The organism is Roseospira navarrensis (genome assembly GCF_009601025.1).
In the GTDB taxonomy this organism is placed as follows: domain Bacteria; phylum Pseudomonadota; class Alphaproteobacteria; order Rhodospirillales; family Rhodospirillaceae; genus Rhodospira; species Rhodospira navarrensis.
This window is the reverse complement of sequence record NZ_WIVE01000018.1, coordinates 1-18,152: the sequence shown is the minus strand read 5'-3', so window position 1 is coordinate 18,152 and position 18,152 is coordinate 1. Positions and strand designations below refer to the sequence as shown.

Sequence of the window (18,152 nt, the reverse complement as noted above, 5' to 3'; positions counted from 1 at the left end):
AACGAGACAACTTGTTACAAAAAGCGGCTTCCAAATCAATATATTATTGTTTTTTTGACTGTTGCCGCGTATCCAGGCGTCAGAGTGTCCGGAAGAACTCTGCAGCCAAAGCAGGGGGCCGGACCGGGTCGCGCGTGCGGGTCCCGTACAGGACAGTCCGTCGGACGCGGCGCGGCAGCGACAATCCTCAATGATCCACAGGGAGAAACGTCATGGTTGATTTCCTGACCCCGAGCCGCCGCGGTGTCCTCAAAGGCGGCGCCGCCGTCGGCGCCGGCCTGGCCATGCCGACCATCTTCAGCTCTCAGGCGTGGTCCGCCGAGTACCTGAACAAGCCGACGGGCGACACGGTCACCTTCGGCTTCAACGTGCCGCAGACCGGCGCCTACGCCGACGAGGGCGCCGACGAGCTGCGCGCCTACCAGCTCGCCGTCAAGCACCTCAACGGCGAGGGCGACGGCGGCATGCTGAACACCATGAAGCCGCTGGTCCTCTCGGGCAACGGCGTTCTGGGCAAGAAGGTTTCGTTCGTCACCGGCGACACCCAGACCAAGTCCGACGCCGCCCGCGCCAGCGCCAAGCGCATGATCGAGAAGGACGGCGCCCTGATGATCACCGGCGGCTCGTCCTCCGGCGTGGCCATCGCGGTGCAGTCGCTGTGTCAGGAAGCCGGCGTCATCTTCATGGCCGGCCTGACCCACTCCAACGACACCACCGGCAAGGACAAGCGGCGCAACGGCTTCCGCCACTTCTTCAACGCCTACATGTCCGGCGCCGCCCTGGCCCCGGTGCTGAAGAGCAACTACGGCGCGGACCGCAAGGCCTATCACCTGACCGCCGACTACACCTGGGGCTGGACCCAGGAAGAGTCCATCAAGAACTCCACCGAGGCCCTGGGCTGGGAGACCGTCAACGCCGTCCGCACCCCGCTGGGCGCCGGTGACTTCTCGCAGTACATCACGCCGGTGCTCAACAGCGGCGCCGACGTGCTGATCCTGAACCACTACGGCAAGGACATGGTCAACAGCCTGACCCAGGCCGTGCAGTTCGGCCTGCGCGACAAGCAGGTGAACGGCAAGGACTTCGCCATCGTGGTGCCGCTGTACTCCCGCCTGATGGCGCAGGGTGCGGGCGAGAACGTGAAGGGCATCTTCGGGTCCACCAACTGGCACTGGTCGCTGCAGGACGAGGGCTCCAAGGCCTTCGTGAAGTCCTTCGGCGCCGAGTACGGCTTCCCGCCGTCGCAGGCCGCCCACACCTGCTACGTCCAGGCTCTGCTGTACGCCGATGCGTGCGAGCGCGCCGGCACCTTCATGCCCTGCGGCGTGGTGGATGCCCTGGAAGACCACGAGTTCGACGGCATGGGCAACGGCCCGACCCTGTACCGTGGCGCCGACCACCAGTGCTTCAAGAAGGTGCTGGTCGTGAAGGGCAACGAGAACCCGTCCTCGCAGTTCGACCTGCTGGAGGTCGTGCAGGAGGTTCCGGCCGAGCAGGTCACCTACGATCCCGCCATCTTCGGTGGCGAACTGGGTGAGTGCAACAACGGCGCCTAAGCCGGCCCACCCAGGGACACCCTGTGATCGCGGTCGCCCCTCGCGGGGCGGCCGCACCCTTTCGTGCGGCCGCGCACACGCCCCGGGGCTCGCCCCGGGCCGCCGGCGCGGGCCCGCACGCCGCTTTTCCGGACAACCCGCCCCCGCTCGACAGAGCGCCGCAACGCGGCGGGACAGCCGGACCAGGACACATGACCGGGATATCCGGAGCCGTCCGCCATGGGGGCGGGCGGTGCTCTACCGCCAAGGGAGTCTGACGGGATGGACGCGATCCTTCTCCAGATCCTGAACGGGCTCGACAAGGGTGGCGCCTACGCCCTGATCGCGCTGGGACTGACGCTGGTGTTCGGCACCCTCGGCGTGGTCAACTTCGCGCACGGAGCCCTGTTCATGCTCGGCGCTTTCTGCGCCGTCAGTGTCAACCAGTTCATCGGCCTGGAACAGGTCCGTCTCGACCCGGACAACCTCACGCCGTGGGGCACGCCGGTCGAGATCCGCGAACCCTACATCGTCTCCTGGCTGGGGGACACGGGCCACCTTCTTCTGGACTACTCCGTCCCGGTCTCCATTCTGGCCGCCATCCCGGTGATGATCCTGATCGGGTTCATCATGGAACGCGGCCTGATCCAGTTCTTCTACAAGCGCCCGCACGCGGAGCAGATCCTGGTGACCTTCGGCCTGGCCATCGTGCTGCAGGAGATCATCAAGACCTGGTTCGGGGCCAATCCGCTGCCACAGAGCCCGCCCGACGCCATGCGCACCGCCGCCGACATCGGCGTGCTGGTGGGCTTCGACCCGGGCCAGATCGTCTATCCGTACTGGCGGCTGATCTACTTCCTGTTCTCGGCCCTTGTGATCGGCGGCGTGTTCGCCTTCCTGCAGCTCACGACCTTCGGGATGGTGGTGCGGGCCGGCATGGCCGACCGCGAGACCGTGGGCCTGCTGGGCATCGACATCGAGAAGCGCTTCACCCTGGTGTTCGGGCTGGCGGCCGTGGTCGCGGGTCTGGCCGGTGTGATGTACACGCCGATCCTGCCGCCGGACTACCACATGGGGATGGACTTCCTGGTTCTGTCCTTCGTGGTCGTCGTGGTGGGCGGCATGGGCAGCCTGCCGGGCGCGGTGGCGGCCGGCTTCCTGCTCGGCATCCTGCAGTCGTTCGCCTCGATGACCGAGGTGAAGAGTATCCTGCCCGGCATCGACCAGATCATCATCTATCTGGTGGCCGTGGTGATCCTGCTCGTCCGGCCGCGTGGCCTGATGGGCCGCAAGGGCGTGATGGAGGGCTGAGACCATGACCACGAACACTCGCGAGACGCCACAGGGCGACATGGTCCGGTTCGGCCTGTTCACCGTCGTCATCCTGGCCATGCCCATCTGGCTCATGCCCTTCGGCGCGGCCTATCCGGACCTGATGCAGAAGTTCGCGATCTATGGCCTGTTCGCCATCGGGTTCAACATTCTGTTCGGGCTGACGGGCTACCTGTCGTTCGGCCACGCCGCCTTCCTGGGCGTGGGCTCCTACACGGCGGTCTGGAGCTTCAAGCTGCTGGGCATGAACCCGATCCCCGCCCTGCTGCTGGCCGTCGTGATGTCGGGCGCCTTTGCCTGGCTCATCGGCTTCATCAGTCTGCGCCGGACCGGCATCTACTTCTCGATCCTCACCCTGGCCTTCGCCCAGATGTCCTACAACCTCGCCTATTCGGTGCTCACGCCGATCACGAACGGCGAAACCGGCCTGCGCGTGCTCAACAGCGATCCCCGGGTGCTGGACCACATGATGGGCGCCGGCGAGGTGGACGGCCCGCTGGTCACCAACCTGTTCGGCATGGAGATGAGCGGCCTGCCCGGATTCTATTTCTGCGCCGTCTGGCTGCTGATCGGCATGTACATCTCGTTCCGCATCTTCCGCTCGCCGTTCGGGCTGATGCTGCGCGCCATCAAGACGAACCAGACCCGCCTGAACTACACCGGCATCAGTACCCGACCCTATGCCCAGACCGCGTTCGTCATCTCCGGCATGTACGCCGGCCTGGCCGGGGCGCTGCTGTGCGTCACCGACCCGCTGGCGGGGGCCGAGCGCATGCAGTGGACCGCGTCGGGCGAGGTGGTGCTGATGACCATCCTGGGCGGTGCGGGCACGCTGCTCGGCCCGATGCTGGGGGCGGGCATCATCAAGTACTCGGAGAACATCTTCTCGGCCTTCAACGAGCAGGCCCTGCACGAGATCTTTGCCTTTCTGCCCGACGGCATCGAGGCGGCGGTGGTCTCCGTCGCCGGGCTGTTCGTCGGCGAGGGCTGGCACCTGACGCTCGGCCTGCTGTTCATGCTGATCGTGATCTTCCTGCCGGGGGGCGTGATCGAGGGCGGCCAGCGCATCTCCGCGGCCGTGACCCGCTTGCGGGGCGGCGGGTCCGGCGGCTCCAGCACACAGCCGCAGCCGGCCGAATAGGGAACGGGGAGAGAGCGACCATGGGAATCCTTCAGGTCCAGAACGTCAACAAGAGCTTTGGCGGTCTGAAGGCCCTCAACAATGTCAACCTGGACATCACCGAGGGCACCGTTCACGCGGTCATCGGCCCCAACGGCGCCGGCAAGTCCACGCTGCTGAACGTCTGCGTGGGCCGGCTGGCGCCGGACACCGGGACGGTGCTGTTCGGGGGCAAAACCCTGACCGGGCGCGCGCCGCACGAGATCAACCAGATGGGGGTCGCGCGCGTCTTCCAGACGCCCGAGATCTTCACAGACCTGTCTTTGCTGGACAACGTGATGATCCCCACCCTCGCGGTGCGGGACGGCGCGTTCAAGGTCAACGCCTGGGGCCGCGTGGACGGCCGGGCCGAGATCCGCGACCGGGCCGAGGCGATCCTGGAAAACGTCGGGCTGGGCGACAAGCGCCACCACCACTCGGGCAACCTGTCGCGCGGCGACAAGCGCCGGCTGGAACTGGCCATGTGTCTGGTCCAGAAACCCAAGCTGGTGCTGCTGGACGAGCCCACCGCCGGCATGTCGCGGCACGACACCAACGCCACCATCGACCTTCTGGCGCGCATGAAGGAAGAACACGGCGTCACCAAGATCATCATCGAGCACGACATGCACGTGGTGTTCTCGCTGGCCGACCGCGTCACGGTGATGGCCCAGGGGACACCCATCGTCGAGGGCACGCCGAACGAGATCAAGGGCGACTCGCGCGTCCAGGAAGCCTATCTGGGAGGAGCCCACCTATGACCGAGACGCTCCTGAAGGACGAGATCTATCAGGGCGGACACGCCCCCGGCGTGGAGCCCGTGCGCGGGCGCGGCGGCGCGCCGGCCTATTTCTCCGCCTGGGATCTGCACGCCTATTACGGCGAAAGCTACGTGGTCCAGGGGGTGTCGTTCGACATCCGGGAAGGCGAGATTCTCGCCCTGCTGGGGCGCAACGGGGCCGGCAAGACCTCCACCCTGCGGTCGATCGCCCGGCTCGATGCGCCCAACCTGACCCACGGGGAAATCTGGCTGGATCATAAGCCGCTGCACGAGATGAAGGCCTATCAGGCCTCCCAGAACGGCGTCGCCCTGGTGCCCGAGGACCGGCGGATCATCCCGGGCCTGACCGTGCAGCAGAACCTGCAACTCGCCCAGATCGCGCCGCCGCACGGCTGGAGCGTGGAGCGCCTGTACGACCTGTTCCCGCGCCTGGGCGAACGCAAGAATCAGGAAGGCACCACCCTGTCCGGCGGCGAACAGCAGATGCTCGCCATCGCCCGCGCGCTGGCCCGGGACATCAAGCTGCTGCTGCTGGACGAACCCTATGAGGGTCTGGCGCCCGTGATCGTGCAGGAAATCGAACGCACGCTGGAGAACGTCAAGCAACTCGGCATGACCACGATTATCGTGGAACAGAACGCCATCGCCGCGCTGCATCTGGCAGACCGGGCGGTGATCCTGGACATGGGCGAGGTCGTGTTCGACGGCGCCGCCCAGGAGGTGCTGGACAACGCCGAGCTGCGACACGAGTACCTGGCCGTCTAACCTGGCGGTCTAGGCGCGGCCCTTGGTCGCTCCGAGGCACGACACACCCGCGCGCCGCCGCGTCCCGCTTCGGGGCCGGCGGCGCGTTGTCCTTCCGGCCCGGAACCTTGTGCCGGACGCAGCCGCCCCCACATGATACGGTTGGCGTTCGGTCGAAGCCAAATCGCCCCCTGAAGGGGCGCCCCAGGGCCTGATGCGGCAAGGCCCTCGCTCGACCGACTGGCCGGTCGGCGGCCCCGTCACGCTCCTGCCAGGTCCCCCGTCGAAGGAACCCGTTCATGTCCCAGTCCCCGGCCCCGGCCGCCTCCGACCGCCCCTATTTCCAGGCGCGCGACCTGCATGCCTATTACGGACAGAGCTACATCGTCCAGGGTGTGGGCTTCGAGATCCGCGAAGGCGAGATCCTGGCGCTGCTGGGCCGCAACGGCGCCGGCAAGACCTCCACCCTGCGCGCGATCGCCCGCCTCGACTCCCCGCAGCTTCAGCGGGGCGAGGTCTGGCTCAACGGTCAGGCGCTGCACACCATGCGCGCCCACCAGGCCGCACGGCTGGGAGTCGCGCTGGTGCCCGAGGACCGCCGCATCATCTCCGGCCTGACGGTGCAGCAGAACCTGCAGTTGGCCCGCATCGCGCCGCCGCTGGGCTGGACGCTGGAGGAGGTCTACGAACTGTTCCCGCGTCTGGGCGAGCGCAAGAGCCAGGAGGGCACGACCCTGTCCGGCGGCGAACAACAGATGCTGGCCATCGCCCGCGCCCTGGTGCGGGACGTCAAGCTGCTGCTCCTGGACGAGCCCTACGAGGGGCTGGCGCCGGTCATCGTGCAGGAGATCGAGCGCACCTTGCGCAAGGTCCGCGACCTGGGCATGACCGCCGTCATCGTGGAACAGAACGCCATCGCCGCCCTGACGCTGGCCGACCGGGCCGTGATCCTGGACATGGGCGAGGTGGTGTTCGACGGCTCCGCGAAAGAGGTGCTGGAAAACGAAGACCTGCGCCACGAGTATCTTGCGGTCTGACCTCTCCCCCTCCCCGTCCCGCCCCCACACGCCGACGCTCCATCGCCGGGCCGCGACTCTCTCGCGGCCCGGTCGGTGTGTGTGCGCGCATGACGGGCGCGCGCCGCTCCTTTCGCGCGCGAAAGGGGTTTGACACCAAACTTTCACGCCGACTGCTTTCTTGAGTCATTAAAGTTCGCGACATTCCACGGCGTGGTGACCTGAAGGCGCACCTCAGACTCCTTTCTCGGTTTGCGGATGCTCGCGATCGCCCCGTCTGGCCGGTTCTGTGACCCCTCCCCCTCATTTGCTGACCGACGGAGCCCCTCATGCGCGACGACCTGACCTGGAGCGAGCGGCTGGAGCACGACGACGACGTGCCCGCCAACCCCACCAAGACGCCGACCATCGGCGCCATCATCGAGTCCCGCCTGAGCCGCCGCGATGCCCTGAAGGGCGCGGCCGCCAGCGTGGCCGTCGCCGGCACCGCCACCGCGATCGGCACCAGTCTGTTCAGCCGGACGGCCCATGCCGCCGGCGGCAGCACCCTGACCTTCAGCCCGCTGCCCCACGGCTATGACGAGAACAGCCATGTCGCCGACGGCTATGCCGCCCAGACCCTGATCCGCTGGGGCGACCCGGTGGTGCCGGGCGCGCCTGCGTTCGACGTCACCAACCAGACCGCCGAGGCCCAGGCCCAGCAGTTCGGCTACAACAACGACTATGTGGGCTTCATGCCGCTGCCGATGGGCTCCGACAGTTCGGACCACGGCCTGCTGTGCGTGAACCACGAGTACACCAACCCGGACCTGATGTTCCCGGGCAGCCCGGCGTCCGAGGACCTGACCGCCGAACAGGTCGCCATCGAGATGGCCGCCCACGGCCACACCGTGGTCGAGATCAAGCGCGAGGGCGGGCCGTGGTCCGTGGTCGCCGACAGCCCCTACAATCGCCGCATCACCACCAGCGGCACCGAGATGATGCTGACCGGCCCGGCGGCCGGGCACGACCGCCTGAAGACCAGCGCCGATTCCACCGGGACCAAGGTCATCGGCACGCTCAACAACTGCGCCGGCGGCAAGACGCCCTGGGGCACGGTCCTGTTCGCCGAGGAGAACTTCCACGGCTACTTCATGGGCGACGCGGAGCAGACCGACGAGGCCCGCAACTACAAGCGCTACGGCGTGCCGGGCGGCTGGTACGTCTGGGGCAAGTACGACGACCGCTTCGACATCAACAAGGAGCAGAACGAGCCCAACCGCTTCGGCTGGATGGTCGAGTTCGACCCGTACGATGCGTCCTCGACGCCCAAGAAGCGCACCGCGCTCGGCCGCTTCAAGCACGAGGGGGCGACCACGGTCCTGAACAAGGACGGCCGCGTGGTGGTCTACACCGGCGACGACCAGCGTTTCGACTACGTCTACAAGTTCGTCTCGGCCGGGACCTTCAACCCCGATGACCGCGCCGCCAACATGGACCTGCTGGACGAAGGCACGCTCTCCGTCGGCCGCTTCGACGCCGACGGGACCCTGGAGTGGATGCCGCTGGTCCACGGCGAAGGCCCGCTGACCGCCGAGAACGGCTTCAACAGCCAGGCCGACGTGCTGATCGAGACCCGCCGCGCCGCCGACCTGCTGGGCGCCACGCCGATGGACCGCCCGGAGGACGTGGAGCCGAACCCGGTGACCGGCGTCGTCTACATGATGCTGACCAACAACACGAAGCGGAAGGACGACCAGACGGACGCGGCCAACCCGCGCGCGGTCAATGCGCACGGCCACGTCATCGAGATGATCCCGCCGGGCACCGCCGCCGACGGCGACGGCGCCAACGCCGACCACGCCGCGACCACCTTCACCTGGGACATCTTCCTGCTGGCCGGCGATCCGGCGGACGCCGAGGCCGGCGCCATGTACGGCGGCGACTTGGTCGAGGGCGGCTGGCTGTCCTGCCCGGACAACCTGGCCTTCGACAGCAAGGGCCGGATCTGGATCTCCACCGACGGCGGCCCGAAGAGCGGCATCGCCGACGGCGTGTGGGGCTCGGACGTGTCCGGTCCCGGCCGCGCCCTGACCCGTCGCCTGTACGCCTGCCCGGCTGGCGCGGAGCTGTGCGGTCCGGAGTTCACGCCGGACGACACCACCTACTTCGCGGCCGTCCAGCATCCGGGTGACGAGAAGGGCAGCACCTTCGAGACCCCCGTCACCCGCTGGCCGGACTTCCAGGAGGGCATGCCGCCCCGTCCGTCCGTGCAGGTGATCGTGAAGGCCGACGGCGGCCCGATCGGCGCGTGACGGTGGGTCCTCTCACCGGGTTTTGAAAACGGGGCCGGTCCGGAGGCATTCGGGCCGGCCTCTTCTCTGTTGCAGGGCCATGACATTTGATTCTGCCCCGGTGCCGTTTGCGCGCCGTCAATGTAGTCTGCGGGGCCCGCGCGCAGACTTGTCCGCGTTCGCCCGGCGGAGGGTCTCCCCGTCGAGTCTCGAACCCGGAGATAGATCACGATGACTCCATCGCGCCGATCCCTGTTGCGCACCGCCCCGGCCGCCCTTCTGGGGCTGCTGGCCTGGGTCCAGCCCGGCGCGCGCCCGGCCCGGGCCACGGCCGCCACGGCCGCCACGGCCGAAGAGCCTTACGACCCGCTCACGCAGGTCTGGGAATGCACCTACAATGGGTGCGATCCGTACTATTACCATCCGGACACGGGCGATCCCGACAACATCGCCGGGTCGCATCCCATCCCGCCCGGCACCGCGTTCGAGGACCTGCCCGACACTTGGCTGTGCCCGGTCTGCGGCGCGCCCAAGCGCTGGTTCGTGAAGCACGGCTGATCCTGGTTTGCTTGGGCCCTGACTCGTCAGGACCCATGCCAGACGCGGCTCCGCCGCGTCGGCCCGGTCGGGCCGGCCGCTTCCGACGAGTCCCGACTTGCCGGAAGCGGCATGACCCCACGACGCCGGCGCCTTGCCCCGCATCCATCCTCGCGCCCGGCACCCGATCCGTCACGCGGCTTCGGGCCGCATTGGCATACCCGCATTCTTTAGTTGCGATTCATTATTATCCGCAATTCTTCGTCATCGAACTGTGATTTGAGCCTGGGGCGGCGTTGGCGAACACTCCCGGTCGATCATCCGGGCGTCGCAGCGCCCGGCCGGGACTCATCCGCGGTCTCCCTGGACAGCGCCTCGCCGAACCGCCGGGGGTCCAGGTCCACCCGCGCCATCGGGCGTTCCGTCTCGACGCACGCCTTCCGACGAAAGACAGAGGGGATATTTCCATGCACCTGGGCAATAAAGCGTTGATCCCGTTCAGTGCCGCGCTCCTGGCGTCCACGGCGCTCACGGCGCACGCCGCCGAGATCCACAACGTGGGCGAGGTCACCGCGCTGATCGCCGAGGCCAGCACGGCCGACGCGCCCGCCGAACAAAGCGTCGATGGCCAGGGCGGCGACACCGACTTCCCCTTCATCAGCGCCATGAAGCCGCTGGCCACCGTGGGCGAAGTGGACGCCGGGACCGGCAAAGCGCTGACCGGCTATCCGGACGGCCATGCGGCCTGGCTGGCCGATGAGGACACGGTGCGCGTGGCGTACCAGTCCGAATCCTACGCCACGATGAGCAATGAGACCTACGGTTGGGAGATGGAGAGCGGTGTCACGTTCACCGGCTCCCACGTCCACACCATCGACTATGCCCGCGCCGGCCTGGCCGACTTCCTCGGCAACGACGCCGCCGCCAGCACCATCGTCGAGGGCACCGGGCACCTGTTCGACACCGTCTACAACGTCTTCGGTGACGAAGTGGTGCCGCGGTCCGAAGGCGGCGCGTGGGGCAACCAGGCCCTGCCCGACGGCACCGTGGTGGACTTCTCGGACAAGTACACGCTGAAGAACGGCGATTTCTTCTTCCAGTCGTTCTGCGGCGCGTTCTATGAAAAGGCCAACAAGTACGGCGACGGCATCGGCTTCGCCGATGATGTCTGGCTGAACGCCGAAGAGTGGAACATCCAGCAGATGTTCACCTCGAAGGACGCCGAAAACACCGTCACCACCCTGGTCGATACCAACGACACCATGGGCCTGGCCTCGATCGTCGTTGATATCGCCAACGAGACCGCCTACACCGTCCCCGCCCTGGGCCAGACCGGCTACGAGAAGCTGCTGCCGATCAACCCGGGTCATCCGGACTACGTCGTCGTCGTCCTGGCGGGCTACAACCACGACCTGGAGCCGGCTCCGCTGAAGATCTACATCGGCCGCAAGGGTCTGGATGCCGACGGCGAGCCGCTGGCGGCGGACGCGCCGGCGCGCGACCAGTTCCTGGCCCGCAACGGCCTGCTGTACGGCAAGATCTATGGCATGGCGCTGAACAACGACGCCTACGCCGATCTTGGCATTGAGGAGATCGACCTCCAGGCCAAGATGATGGACGCCTACCTGACCAATCCGGACGCCCCGAACACCTTCGACGTCACCTTCTTCCCCACCAGCTATCAGTGGGGCGGCTGGGACAAGCCGGTGGCCGTCAAGGACACCGAAATGACCCTGTGGCAGAAGCCGGAGGAGCAGCCGGAGGGTTTCACCTTCTTCGTGGGTGACAGCAAGACCGAGCACCCGGCCGTCGATCCGGACACCTCCAAGCAGCGCTACATCCAGAACATGACCAACGAGGGCGCACTGTTGGCCATCGACTTCGAGGGCCTGGGCGCGGCGCTCGGCGAACTGGACGGCGCCTTGCCCGAGTCCGTGCCGGCGAGCGCCAAGCGCATCGTCGCGGCGTTCGATGGCGCCCTGACCCTTGAGGTGGGCGACAAGGGCATCAAGCACGGCGGCGACGGCACCGCCGCCACCTGGGAAGACGGCACCGCCCGCACCGATGCGCCGGACGGCCTGCAGTGGATCGGCACCGCCGACGCCAACGTTCTGATCGTCGATGAGGACTCCGGCAACGAATACGGCGAACGGAAGTACGCCCTGGAGATCGATCCGGAGACCCTGGACGTGACGCCGGCGAACACCGGCTACTTCCTGGCTATGGCCGGCGGCAAGCAGAACCCCCGCGCGGCCAATGAAGTCTCGGCCTACGGCGGCACCTTCTCCAAGGCGACCTCCTCCGAGTTCTCCGGCACCTGGAACGTCTCGGCGCTGCTCGCCCGCAAGGACGACGGCAGCTTCTATTCCATCGAGGAGCTGTCCGGCACCGGCGAGCAGGAGGTCAACTTCAGCGTGCCGGTGAACGAGGCCATGCTCATCGGCGTCGTCCAGCACAAGGGCGAGTCCGGCGGCGCCGTCGCCGAGGTCGAAGCCGACCAGGGCGGCCAGCTGTTCATGTTCTCGCCCGACCTGCCGATGTAAGCCGGTCCCTCGGTCCATCGGTCCATCGCGAACCGCCGGGCGGGAGCCATGCTCCCGCCCGTGCGCTTTTTTTTGCACGGATCGGCGATGAACCGGACCAGTCCGGTTCATCGCCTCCGCCGCTTCGCGGCGCCGGCCCAGTCGGGCCGGCCGGCCGACAAAAAATGGTGAACCTTTTCGTCGGCCAGTCTCGGACACCGACGGGCCAATCGCGCCCCTGACCGTTGCGGTCGCGCGTATGAAATCTCCATTGCAGTCCGGGCCGGCTTGCGGGCCGTCAATGCCGCCGGAACCCTGGCTGCGCACCCTGACGGCCTGTTCCGCCGACTTGCCCGCATCGCGACAGGAGACCCCTCGATGAGTGCCGACCATTTCCGCCGCGCCCCCGGCCTTTCGCCCAGCCGCCGCCGCCTGCTGACCGCCCTCGCCGCCCTGCCCGCGCTTCCGTTTCTGGCCGGTCCTGCGGCGCGCGCCCGCGCCGCCACGGACGCGGATGCGGACCTGGAGCGTCTGGGGGGCCTCTGGGTCTGCACCTGGGGCGACTGCGACCCCTACATCTATGACCCGCGCGTGGGCGACCCGGAGGCGGACATCCCGCCGGGCACACCCTTCGTGGACCTGCCGGACTGGTGGATCTGCCCCGTGTGCGGGCATGAGAAGGACATCTTTATTCCCGAGTGAGCCCGTCGGCCTTCGGCGCGGGGGGTGACAGCGGCCCGGATCAATCCTACTGTGGGGCATGACATCCCGGGCCTGGAGTCGGTCCCGTCCCGCGGGAACGGCCCCGCCCGCCGAGCCAGAGGGAACCACCGATGAAGCGGACGTCCGCGTGCCTCACCCTGGGCCTGTCTGCCGCCGTCGCCTTCGGCGCCGTCCCGGCCGCCGCCCAGACCGAACCCGCAAACCCGGGCATCGCCATTCCCGACATCACCGGGGCGGAACGCAGCTCCGACGAGATCATCGACATGCTGAGCCCGCGCGGGCGCGGCATCCGCCTGCACGCCGGCGACGAGCAGCCCGAGCCGTCCACCGAAGAAAACATGGGCCAGCTCTCGGCCTCGTTCGACAGCATCCTGTTCGAGCTGAACTCGGCCGAGATCCTGCCCGGCGCCATGCCCACCCTGAACGCCATCGGCAAGGCGCTGACATCCGAGGAGCTGAGCGCCTATCGGTTCGGCGTGTTCGGCCACACCGATGCCTCGGGCGAGTCGTTCTACAACGACGACCTGTCCCAGCGCCGCGCCCTGGCGGTGCGCGACTACCTCCTCAGCAATTTCGATATCGACCCGGCGCGGCTCGACGCCCGCGGCTTCGGGGAACAGCGCCTGAAGGATCCGTCCAACCCGCGCTCGGCCGCGAACCGCCGCGTCGAACTGGTCAACCTGGATTCCTGAGGCCGGACCCGGCGCCGGTGGTCCCGCGCGGCCGTCCGGCGTTCGCGGGCCCCGCCGTGCGCAGGGGAAAGCCGTCATGTCCGTCCGCTCGCTCGTTCTCGCCGTCTGCGGGGCCGCCCTCCTGCTGGCGCCCGGCCCCCTGCCGGTCGCCCGGGATGCCGAGGCCCAGTCCAACATCCTGCGCTATTCCACCCGCAACCTGGGCCGGGCCGTCCAGAGCCAGACCCGCGCCATCTTCCGCCCGACGCTGACCATCCGGGGCAACCTGGGACCCGTGCAGGGCCTGACCATCGACAGCGACTGGACCACGGCCGCGACCGCCGTGGGCAACGGCAGCATCGCCCTGTGGGACCTGCAGGAGGGCGCCGAGAGCCAGCGCCTGCCCAACCCGGGCCTCGGGCCGCTGCGCGAGATCCACGTCGGGCCGGGCGGCGGCTTCGTGCTGTTGGGGTCCACCGGCAATCAGGCGCGGGTCCTGCCGGCCTCCTCCGGCAGCGGCGTCGCCCCCCTGCCGGCGGCCGCCTCGACCGGGGTGGGCGCGCTCGGCCTGTCGCCGGACGGAAACGAGGCCATCGTGGGCCGCACCGACGGCACCATCCTCGCCGTCACCCTGGCCAGCGGCACCGTGCGGCAGTTGCATCGGGCCGGCGGCCCCGTCACCCACGTCGCCACCACCGATACCGGCACATTCGCGGCCACCACGAGCACCGGCGCGCTGCTGCTGGGCAGTCCGGGCAGCGTGCGGACGGTGCAGCCCTCGGGCTCCATCACCGCGCTCGCCATGGCCGCCGACGGCACCGTGGCGGTCGGCACCGGCGGCGGCGCGGTCGAGATCTGGAACGCCACGACCGCTCAGCGCCTGTCCGCGACCACGCCGCACGGGGGCGCCGTGACCGCCGTCGCCGCCGCGCCCGGGGGGGCCGCCGTCTCCGGCGACGCATCGGGCCGGCTGGTCCGGCACGCGGGCGGCGGCGCCACCACCGCGCCCTCGCCCCTGCCCGGCCGCATCAGCGGCCTCGCGCTCCGCGCCAACCCGAACCGCATCCTGGCCGCCAGCGCCGACGGCACGGTGCATGTGCTGGACGGCCAGTCGTTCCGCCAGCTCGCCCGCATGATCTCCAACCAGGGCGGCTGGGCCGTGGTCTCCCCCGAGGGCCGCTACGACGGCGCCATCGACACCTACGCCGATGTGGTGTGGAGCACGCCCGCCGCCGACATGCCCGTGGACACCTACGCCAGTTCGCTGTACGAGCCGGGCCTGCTGTCCAAGTCCGTGCAGCCGGGCATGACCCTCAGCACCCAGACCCCCTCGGTGCCCATCAGCCAGGAAATCCGCCTGCCGCCCGAGGTCTCGCTGTCGGTCTCGCCCACCTCCGGCGCCCAGGCCGGGCAGACGCTCACGGTCACGGTGACGGTGGTCAATCCCAGCAGCGACACCATTCCCACCGTGCGCCTGTTCAACAACGGCAAGCGCGTGGCCCCCGACGTCATCGTCAGCGAGAGCACCGGCACCCAGGACGGCAACCCCAGCCGCACCGTCACCTTCGGCGTGCCCGCCGTCGCGGGGGCCAACCAGTTCTCCGCCGTCGGCGTCGGCTGGCAGAACGGCACCAGCGAGCCGGCCACCGCCACCGTGCAGGCGGCCGGCGGCGGCAACACGGGTCAGCTCTACCTGACCTCGGTCGGCATCAACGCCTATCGGGCCAGCGGGCTGGAGCCCCTGAACTTCGCCGCCAACGACGCCCAGTCGGTGGCCGGGCTGTTCCAGAGCCGCATCCGCACCCCCTACGCCGGCGTGCGCAATACGTTGCTGCTGGACCGCAACGCGACCAAGGGCGCCATCATGGCGCACCTGAAGAGCCTGCGCACCGTGTCCGACCGGGACGTGGTGGTGGTCTATCTGGCCGGCCACGGCAAGGCGCTGAACGACGACTGGTACTTCCTCGCCGCCGACGTGACCGCCGCTTCGGCCGGGGCGATCCGCTCGCACGGGGTGTCCGCGCAGGAACTGGCGGACAATCTGCGCCGCATCCCGGCCCAGAAGGTCTTGCTGCTTGTGGATTCCTGCGGATCCGGCGCCGCCCTGCAACAGTTCGACGGATTCGAGCAGCGCCGGTTCCTGGACTCGCTGAGCCGCGAGACCGGCGTTCACGTGCTGACCGCCGCCCGCGCCGGTCAGGAGGCCCCTGAATACGCGGTCCTCAACCACGGCCTGTTCACCTACGCCTTCCTGCAGGGCTTCGAGGGCGGCAGCGCCCGTCAGGCCGACCGCGCCCCGCGCGACGGACAGGTGACGGTGGTGGAGATCAAGACGTATGTTGAGGACATGGTGCCGGTCGTGGTGAAGTCGCTGGAAAAGCAGTTGGCCCAGGTGTCCGGCGCGCGCGGCGGCATCCTTAACCGCACCATGGTGACCCCCGTGGGCATCAGCCGGGGCGCCGACTTCGTGCTGGCGCGATAGAAGACGCGACAGAGGACCCGCGATGGAGACCATTGGATGACCCCGTCCGATCCGGACGCCCCCGGACGCACCCCCGGCAGCCCCTCGGACGACGCCACCGTCGTCTCCCAGCCCGGCGGAACCACGCCGCCCGCCGCCCGCGGCGAAACCCGGCCCTCCGGCGGCACGATTCCGATCGGCGGCGTCATCTCGCACACCTACCGGATCGAACAACTGCTGGCCATCGGTGGCATGGGCGAGGTCTACCGCGCCCGCCACCTGTTCAATCAGCGCGCCTATGCGCTGAAGATGATCAAGCCGGAGTTCGCCAGCGATGACCGCATCATTGCGCTGTTCCGGCGCGAGGCGGGCATCCTGGAATCCATCCGCAACCCGGTCATCGTCGGCTACAGCGGGCTGGTGCTGGACGAGAACAATCACCCGTTCCTGGTCATGGAATACGTGGACGGCCCCTCCCTGGCCGACCTGATCGGGCGGCGCCGGTTCTCGGTCGGCGAGGTCCGCCAGTTGCGCGACCGGCTGGCGGGCGCCCTGGCCGAAACCCACCGGGCGGGAATCGTTCATCGGGACATTTCGCCCGACAACATCGTCCTGCAGGACGGCGACATCAACCAGCCGAAGATCATCGACTTCGGCATCGCCCGCCAGGAGGCGGCCGCCACCACGCTGATCGGCGACGGCTTCGCGGGCAAGTACCGCTATGCCTCGCCGGAGCACCTCGGCGCGCACGGCGGGCAGGTGGACGGCCGCTCCGACGTCTACAGCCTGGGGCTGGTGCTGGCCGCCGTGGCGCGCGGCAACCCCCTGGACATGGGCCATTCGCCGACGGAACTGCTGGCCCGGCGCGCCGATGTGCCCGACCTGGAAGGCGTGCCGGAGGACCTGTGGCCCGACCTGACGGCCATGCTGCACCCGAACCCGGCGGACCGGCCGGACACGGCCGCCGACCTGATCGGCATGGGCGCCCCGGCCAAGGCGGGCGAAACCCGCCGCCGCGGGGATGCACGGTCGGGCGGCGGCGGCAAGGGCCGCACGCTCGCCCTCGCGGCCGGCCTGCTGCTGTTGGCGGGCGGCGCCGGGGCCGGCCTCTGGGTCTGGCAGGGCGGCCTTGGGTCAGGGGCCGACGGGCCGGGCGCGGTCGCCGACACCCCGGCGGACGGCCCCGCCACGCCGGCTTCGGGGGCGAACACCACCACGACCGCCACGGGGCCGACCATCCCGCAGGCGGACACTGGTGGAACGGCCGCGACGGACGGATCGGCCAGCAGCGACGCCAAGCCGGAGCGGGACGCGGAGACCGAAGCGATCATCGCCCAGATGACGCCCCGTCCCCGTCCGGACAACGGTCCCACCGCTGGTGACGGGCCCGAGAGCGATGGCGCGACCGAAACCACGCCGGATCTGGATCAGACCGCCTCCACGACCGCGCCGGAGGACGGCCCGCCGGGTCCGCCCGACCAGGTCCAGGCCGAACCGGGGACGGAGACCACCACCGCCCCGTCCGAACAGGTCGCGGTGCGTCCGCCCGTGCCCGATCCGGGCGCGCTGACAGCCGACCTGCCGTGCAGCGCGCTCACGGTCAGCTTCGACGCCGGCATGGCCGCCAGCGCCTCGGGCTATCTGGAAAGCCGGGACGACCTGGACACCCTGCGCGCGCGCCTCGCCGATGTACCCGGCCTGACGGGGATCGACACCTCGGGCGTCGCGGTGGCACCGCGCCCCCTGTGCGCCATCCTGGGCACGCTGGAGGACTGGCGCTTCCGGGACGGTCCGACCATCGGCTTCGGCAACGGCACGGGGCGCTACCGGGTTGGCGAGTTCCTGACCCTCGACATCCAGACCACCCTGCCCCAGAGCCATCTGCACGCGGTGTTCATCGACTCAAACGAACGGCTGGTGCTGCACATGCTGCCCAATCCCGTCCGCCGGGACACGGCCGCCAGCGCGGGCGAGACGATCTCGCTCGGGGCGCCCGAAGCGAGCCCGTCCGGCGTGCCCCGCGCCTACGAGATGGCCCCCCCGGCCGGCCGGCACATGGTGCTGGTGGCGCAATCGCCGGTGCCGCTGTTCCCCGAGCTGCGGCCGGAGGTCGAACCCCTGCAGGCGTTCCTGGAGGATCTGCTGCGCCAGGAAACAGAGTCCGGCCCCATGCTGCGCTTCACCTACGCCTTCATCGACATCGTGCCGTAGATCGAGCCGCAGGCGGGGCCGGACCGTCCCGCTCATGGCCCCACCGCCGCAGCGCCGGCCCCCAAAAGCAAAAAACCGCCCGAAGGCGGCTTTTTGCTTTGGCTCAAATAGCGTTCGCTATGCATTCCCGGATTTGGTATCATGAAGGATACCGAACGCGGGAGGCGGGCATGGATCGGGACACGTT

The 18,152-nt window shown here is 69.0% G+C and carries 13 protein-coding genes; all 13 read left to right on the top strand.

The window, feature by feature from the left end; translation table 11 throughout:
- Positions 1-212: 212 nt before the first annotated feature.
- The 13 genes from GHC57_RS07635 to GHC57_RS07575 all read left to right on the top strand — a co-directional run bounded on the left by GHC57_RS07635 (position 213) and on the right by GHC57_RS07575 (position 17,965).
- Positions 213-1,556 (top strand): substrate-binding protein, encoded by a 1,344-nt coding sequence (locus GHC57_RS07635; protein ID WP_153342856.1) that lies wholly within the window; start codon positions 213-215, stop codon positions 1,554-1,556.
- A gap of 261 nt (positions 1,557-1,817) precedes the next feature.
- Positions 1,818-2,846, top strand: a complete 1,029-nt coding sequence (locus GHC57_RS07630) for a branched-chain amino acid ABC transporter permease (protein ID WP_153342854.1) — start codon at positions 1,818-1,820, stop codon at positions 2,844-2,846.
- Between the two features lie 4 nt (positions 2,847-2,850).
- Positions 2,851-4,008 carry a branched-chain amino acid ABC transporter permease gene (locus tag GHC57_RS07625; protein ID WP_153342852.1) on the top strand — a complete coding sequence of 386 codons (1,158 nt, stop codon included), beginning with the start codon at positions 2,851-2,853 and terminating at the stop codon, positions 4,006-4,008.
- Between the two features lie 20 nt (positions 4,009-4,028).
- Positions 4,029-4,787, top strand: coding sequence for an ABC transporter ATP-binding protein (locus tag GHC57_RS07620; protein ID WP_153342850.1), 759 nt, complete (start codon positions 4,029-4,031; stop codon positions 4,785-4,787).
- Complete coding sequence (locus GHC57_RS07615) at positions 4,784-5,572, top strand: ABC transporter ATP-binding protein (RefSeq protein WP_153342847.1); 789 nt, start codon at positions 4,784-4,786, stop codon at positions 5,570-5,572. The genes GHC57_RS07620 and GHC57_RS07615 overlap by 4 nt, the downstream gene beginning before the upstream one ends.
- 278 nt (positions 5,573-5,850) lie before the next feature.
- Positions 5,851-6,588 (top strand): ABC transporter ATP-binding protein, encoded by a 738-nt coding sequence (locus GHC57_RS07610; RefSeq protein ID WP_153342845.1) that lies wholly within the window; start codon positions 5,851-5,853, stop codon positions 6,586-6,588.
- 308 nt (positions 6,589-6,896) lie between these two features.
- Positions 6,897-8,861, top strand: a complete 1,965-nt coding sequence (locus tag GHC57_RS07605; protein ID WP_153342843.1) for a PhoX family protein — start codon at positions 6,897-6,899, stop codon at positions 8,859-8,861.
- Positions 8,862-9,071: 210 nt separating this feature from the next.
- Complete coding sequence (locus GHC57_RS07600; protein ID WP_153342841.1) at positions 9,072-9,398, top strand: rubredoxin; 327 nt, start codon at positions 9,072-9,074, stop codon at positions 9,396-9,398.
- A 446-nt stretch (positions 9,399-9,844) separates the two neighbouring features.
- Positions 9,845-11,920, top strand: coding sequence for a hypothetical protein (locus GHC57_RS07595; RefSeq protein WP_211369142.1), 2,076 nt, complete (start codon positions 9,845-9,847; stop codon positions 11,918-11,920).
- Positions 11,921-12,277: 357 nt separating this feature from the next.
- Positions 12,278-12,601: a rubredoxin gene (locus GHC57_RS20425; RefSeq protein WP_153342839.1), complete on the top strand. Its 324-nt coding sequence runs from the start codon at positions 12,278-12,280 to the stop codon at positions 12,599-12,601.
- A 131-nt stretch (positions 12,602-12,732) separates the two neighbouring features.
- A complete protein-coding gene (locus GHC57_RS07585; RefSeq protein ID WP_153342837.1) occupies positions 12,733-13,314 on the top strand; it encodes an OmpA family protein in 582 nt (193 codons plus the stop codon).
- Between the two features lie 76 nt (positions 13,315-13,390).
- Positions 13,391-15,775: a caspase family protein gene (locus tag GHC57_RS07580; protein ID WP_153342834.1), complete on the top strand. Its 2,385-nt coding sequence runs from the start codon at positions 13,391-13,393 to the stop codon at positions 15,773-15,775.
- 36 nt (positions 15,776-15,811) lie between these two features.
- Positions 15,812-17,965, top strand: a complete 2,154-nt coding sequence (locus GHC57_RS07575; protein ID WP_153342832.1) for a protein kinase domain-containing protein — start codon at positions 15,812-15,814, stop codon at positions 17,963-17,965.
- Positions 17,966-18,152: the final 187 nt, after the last annotated feature.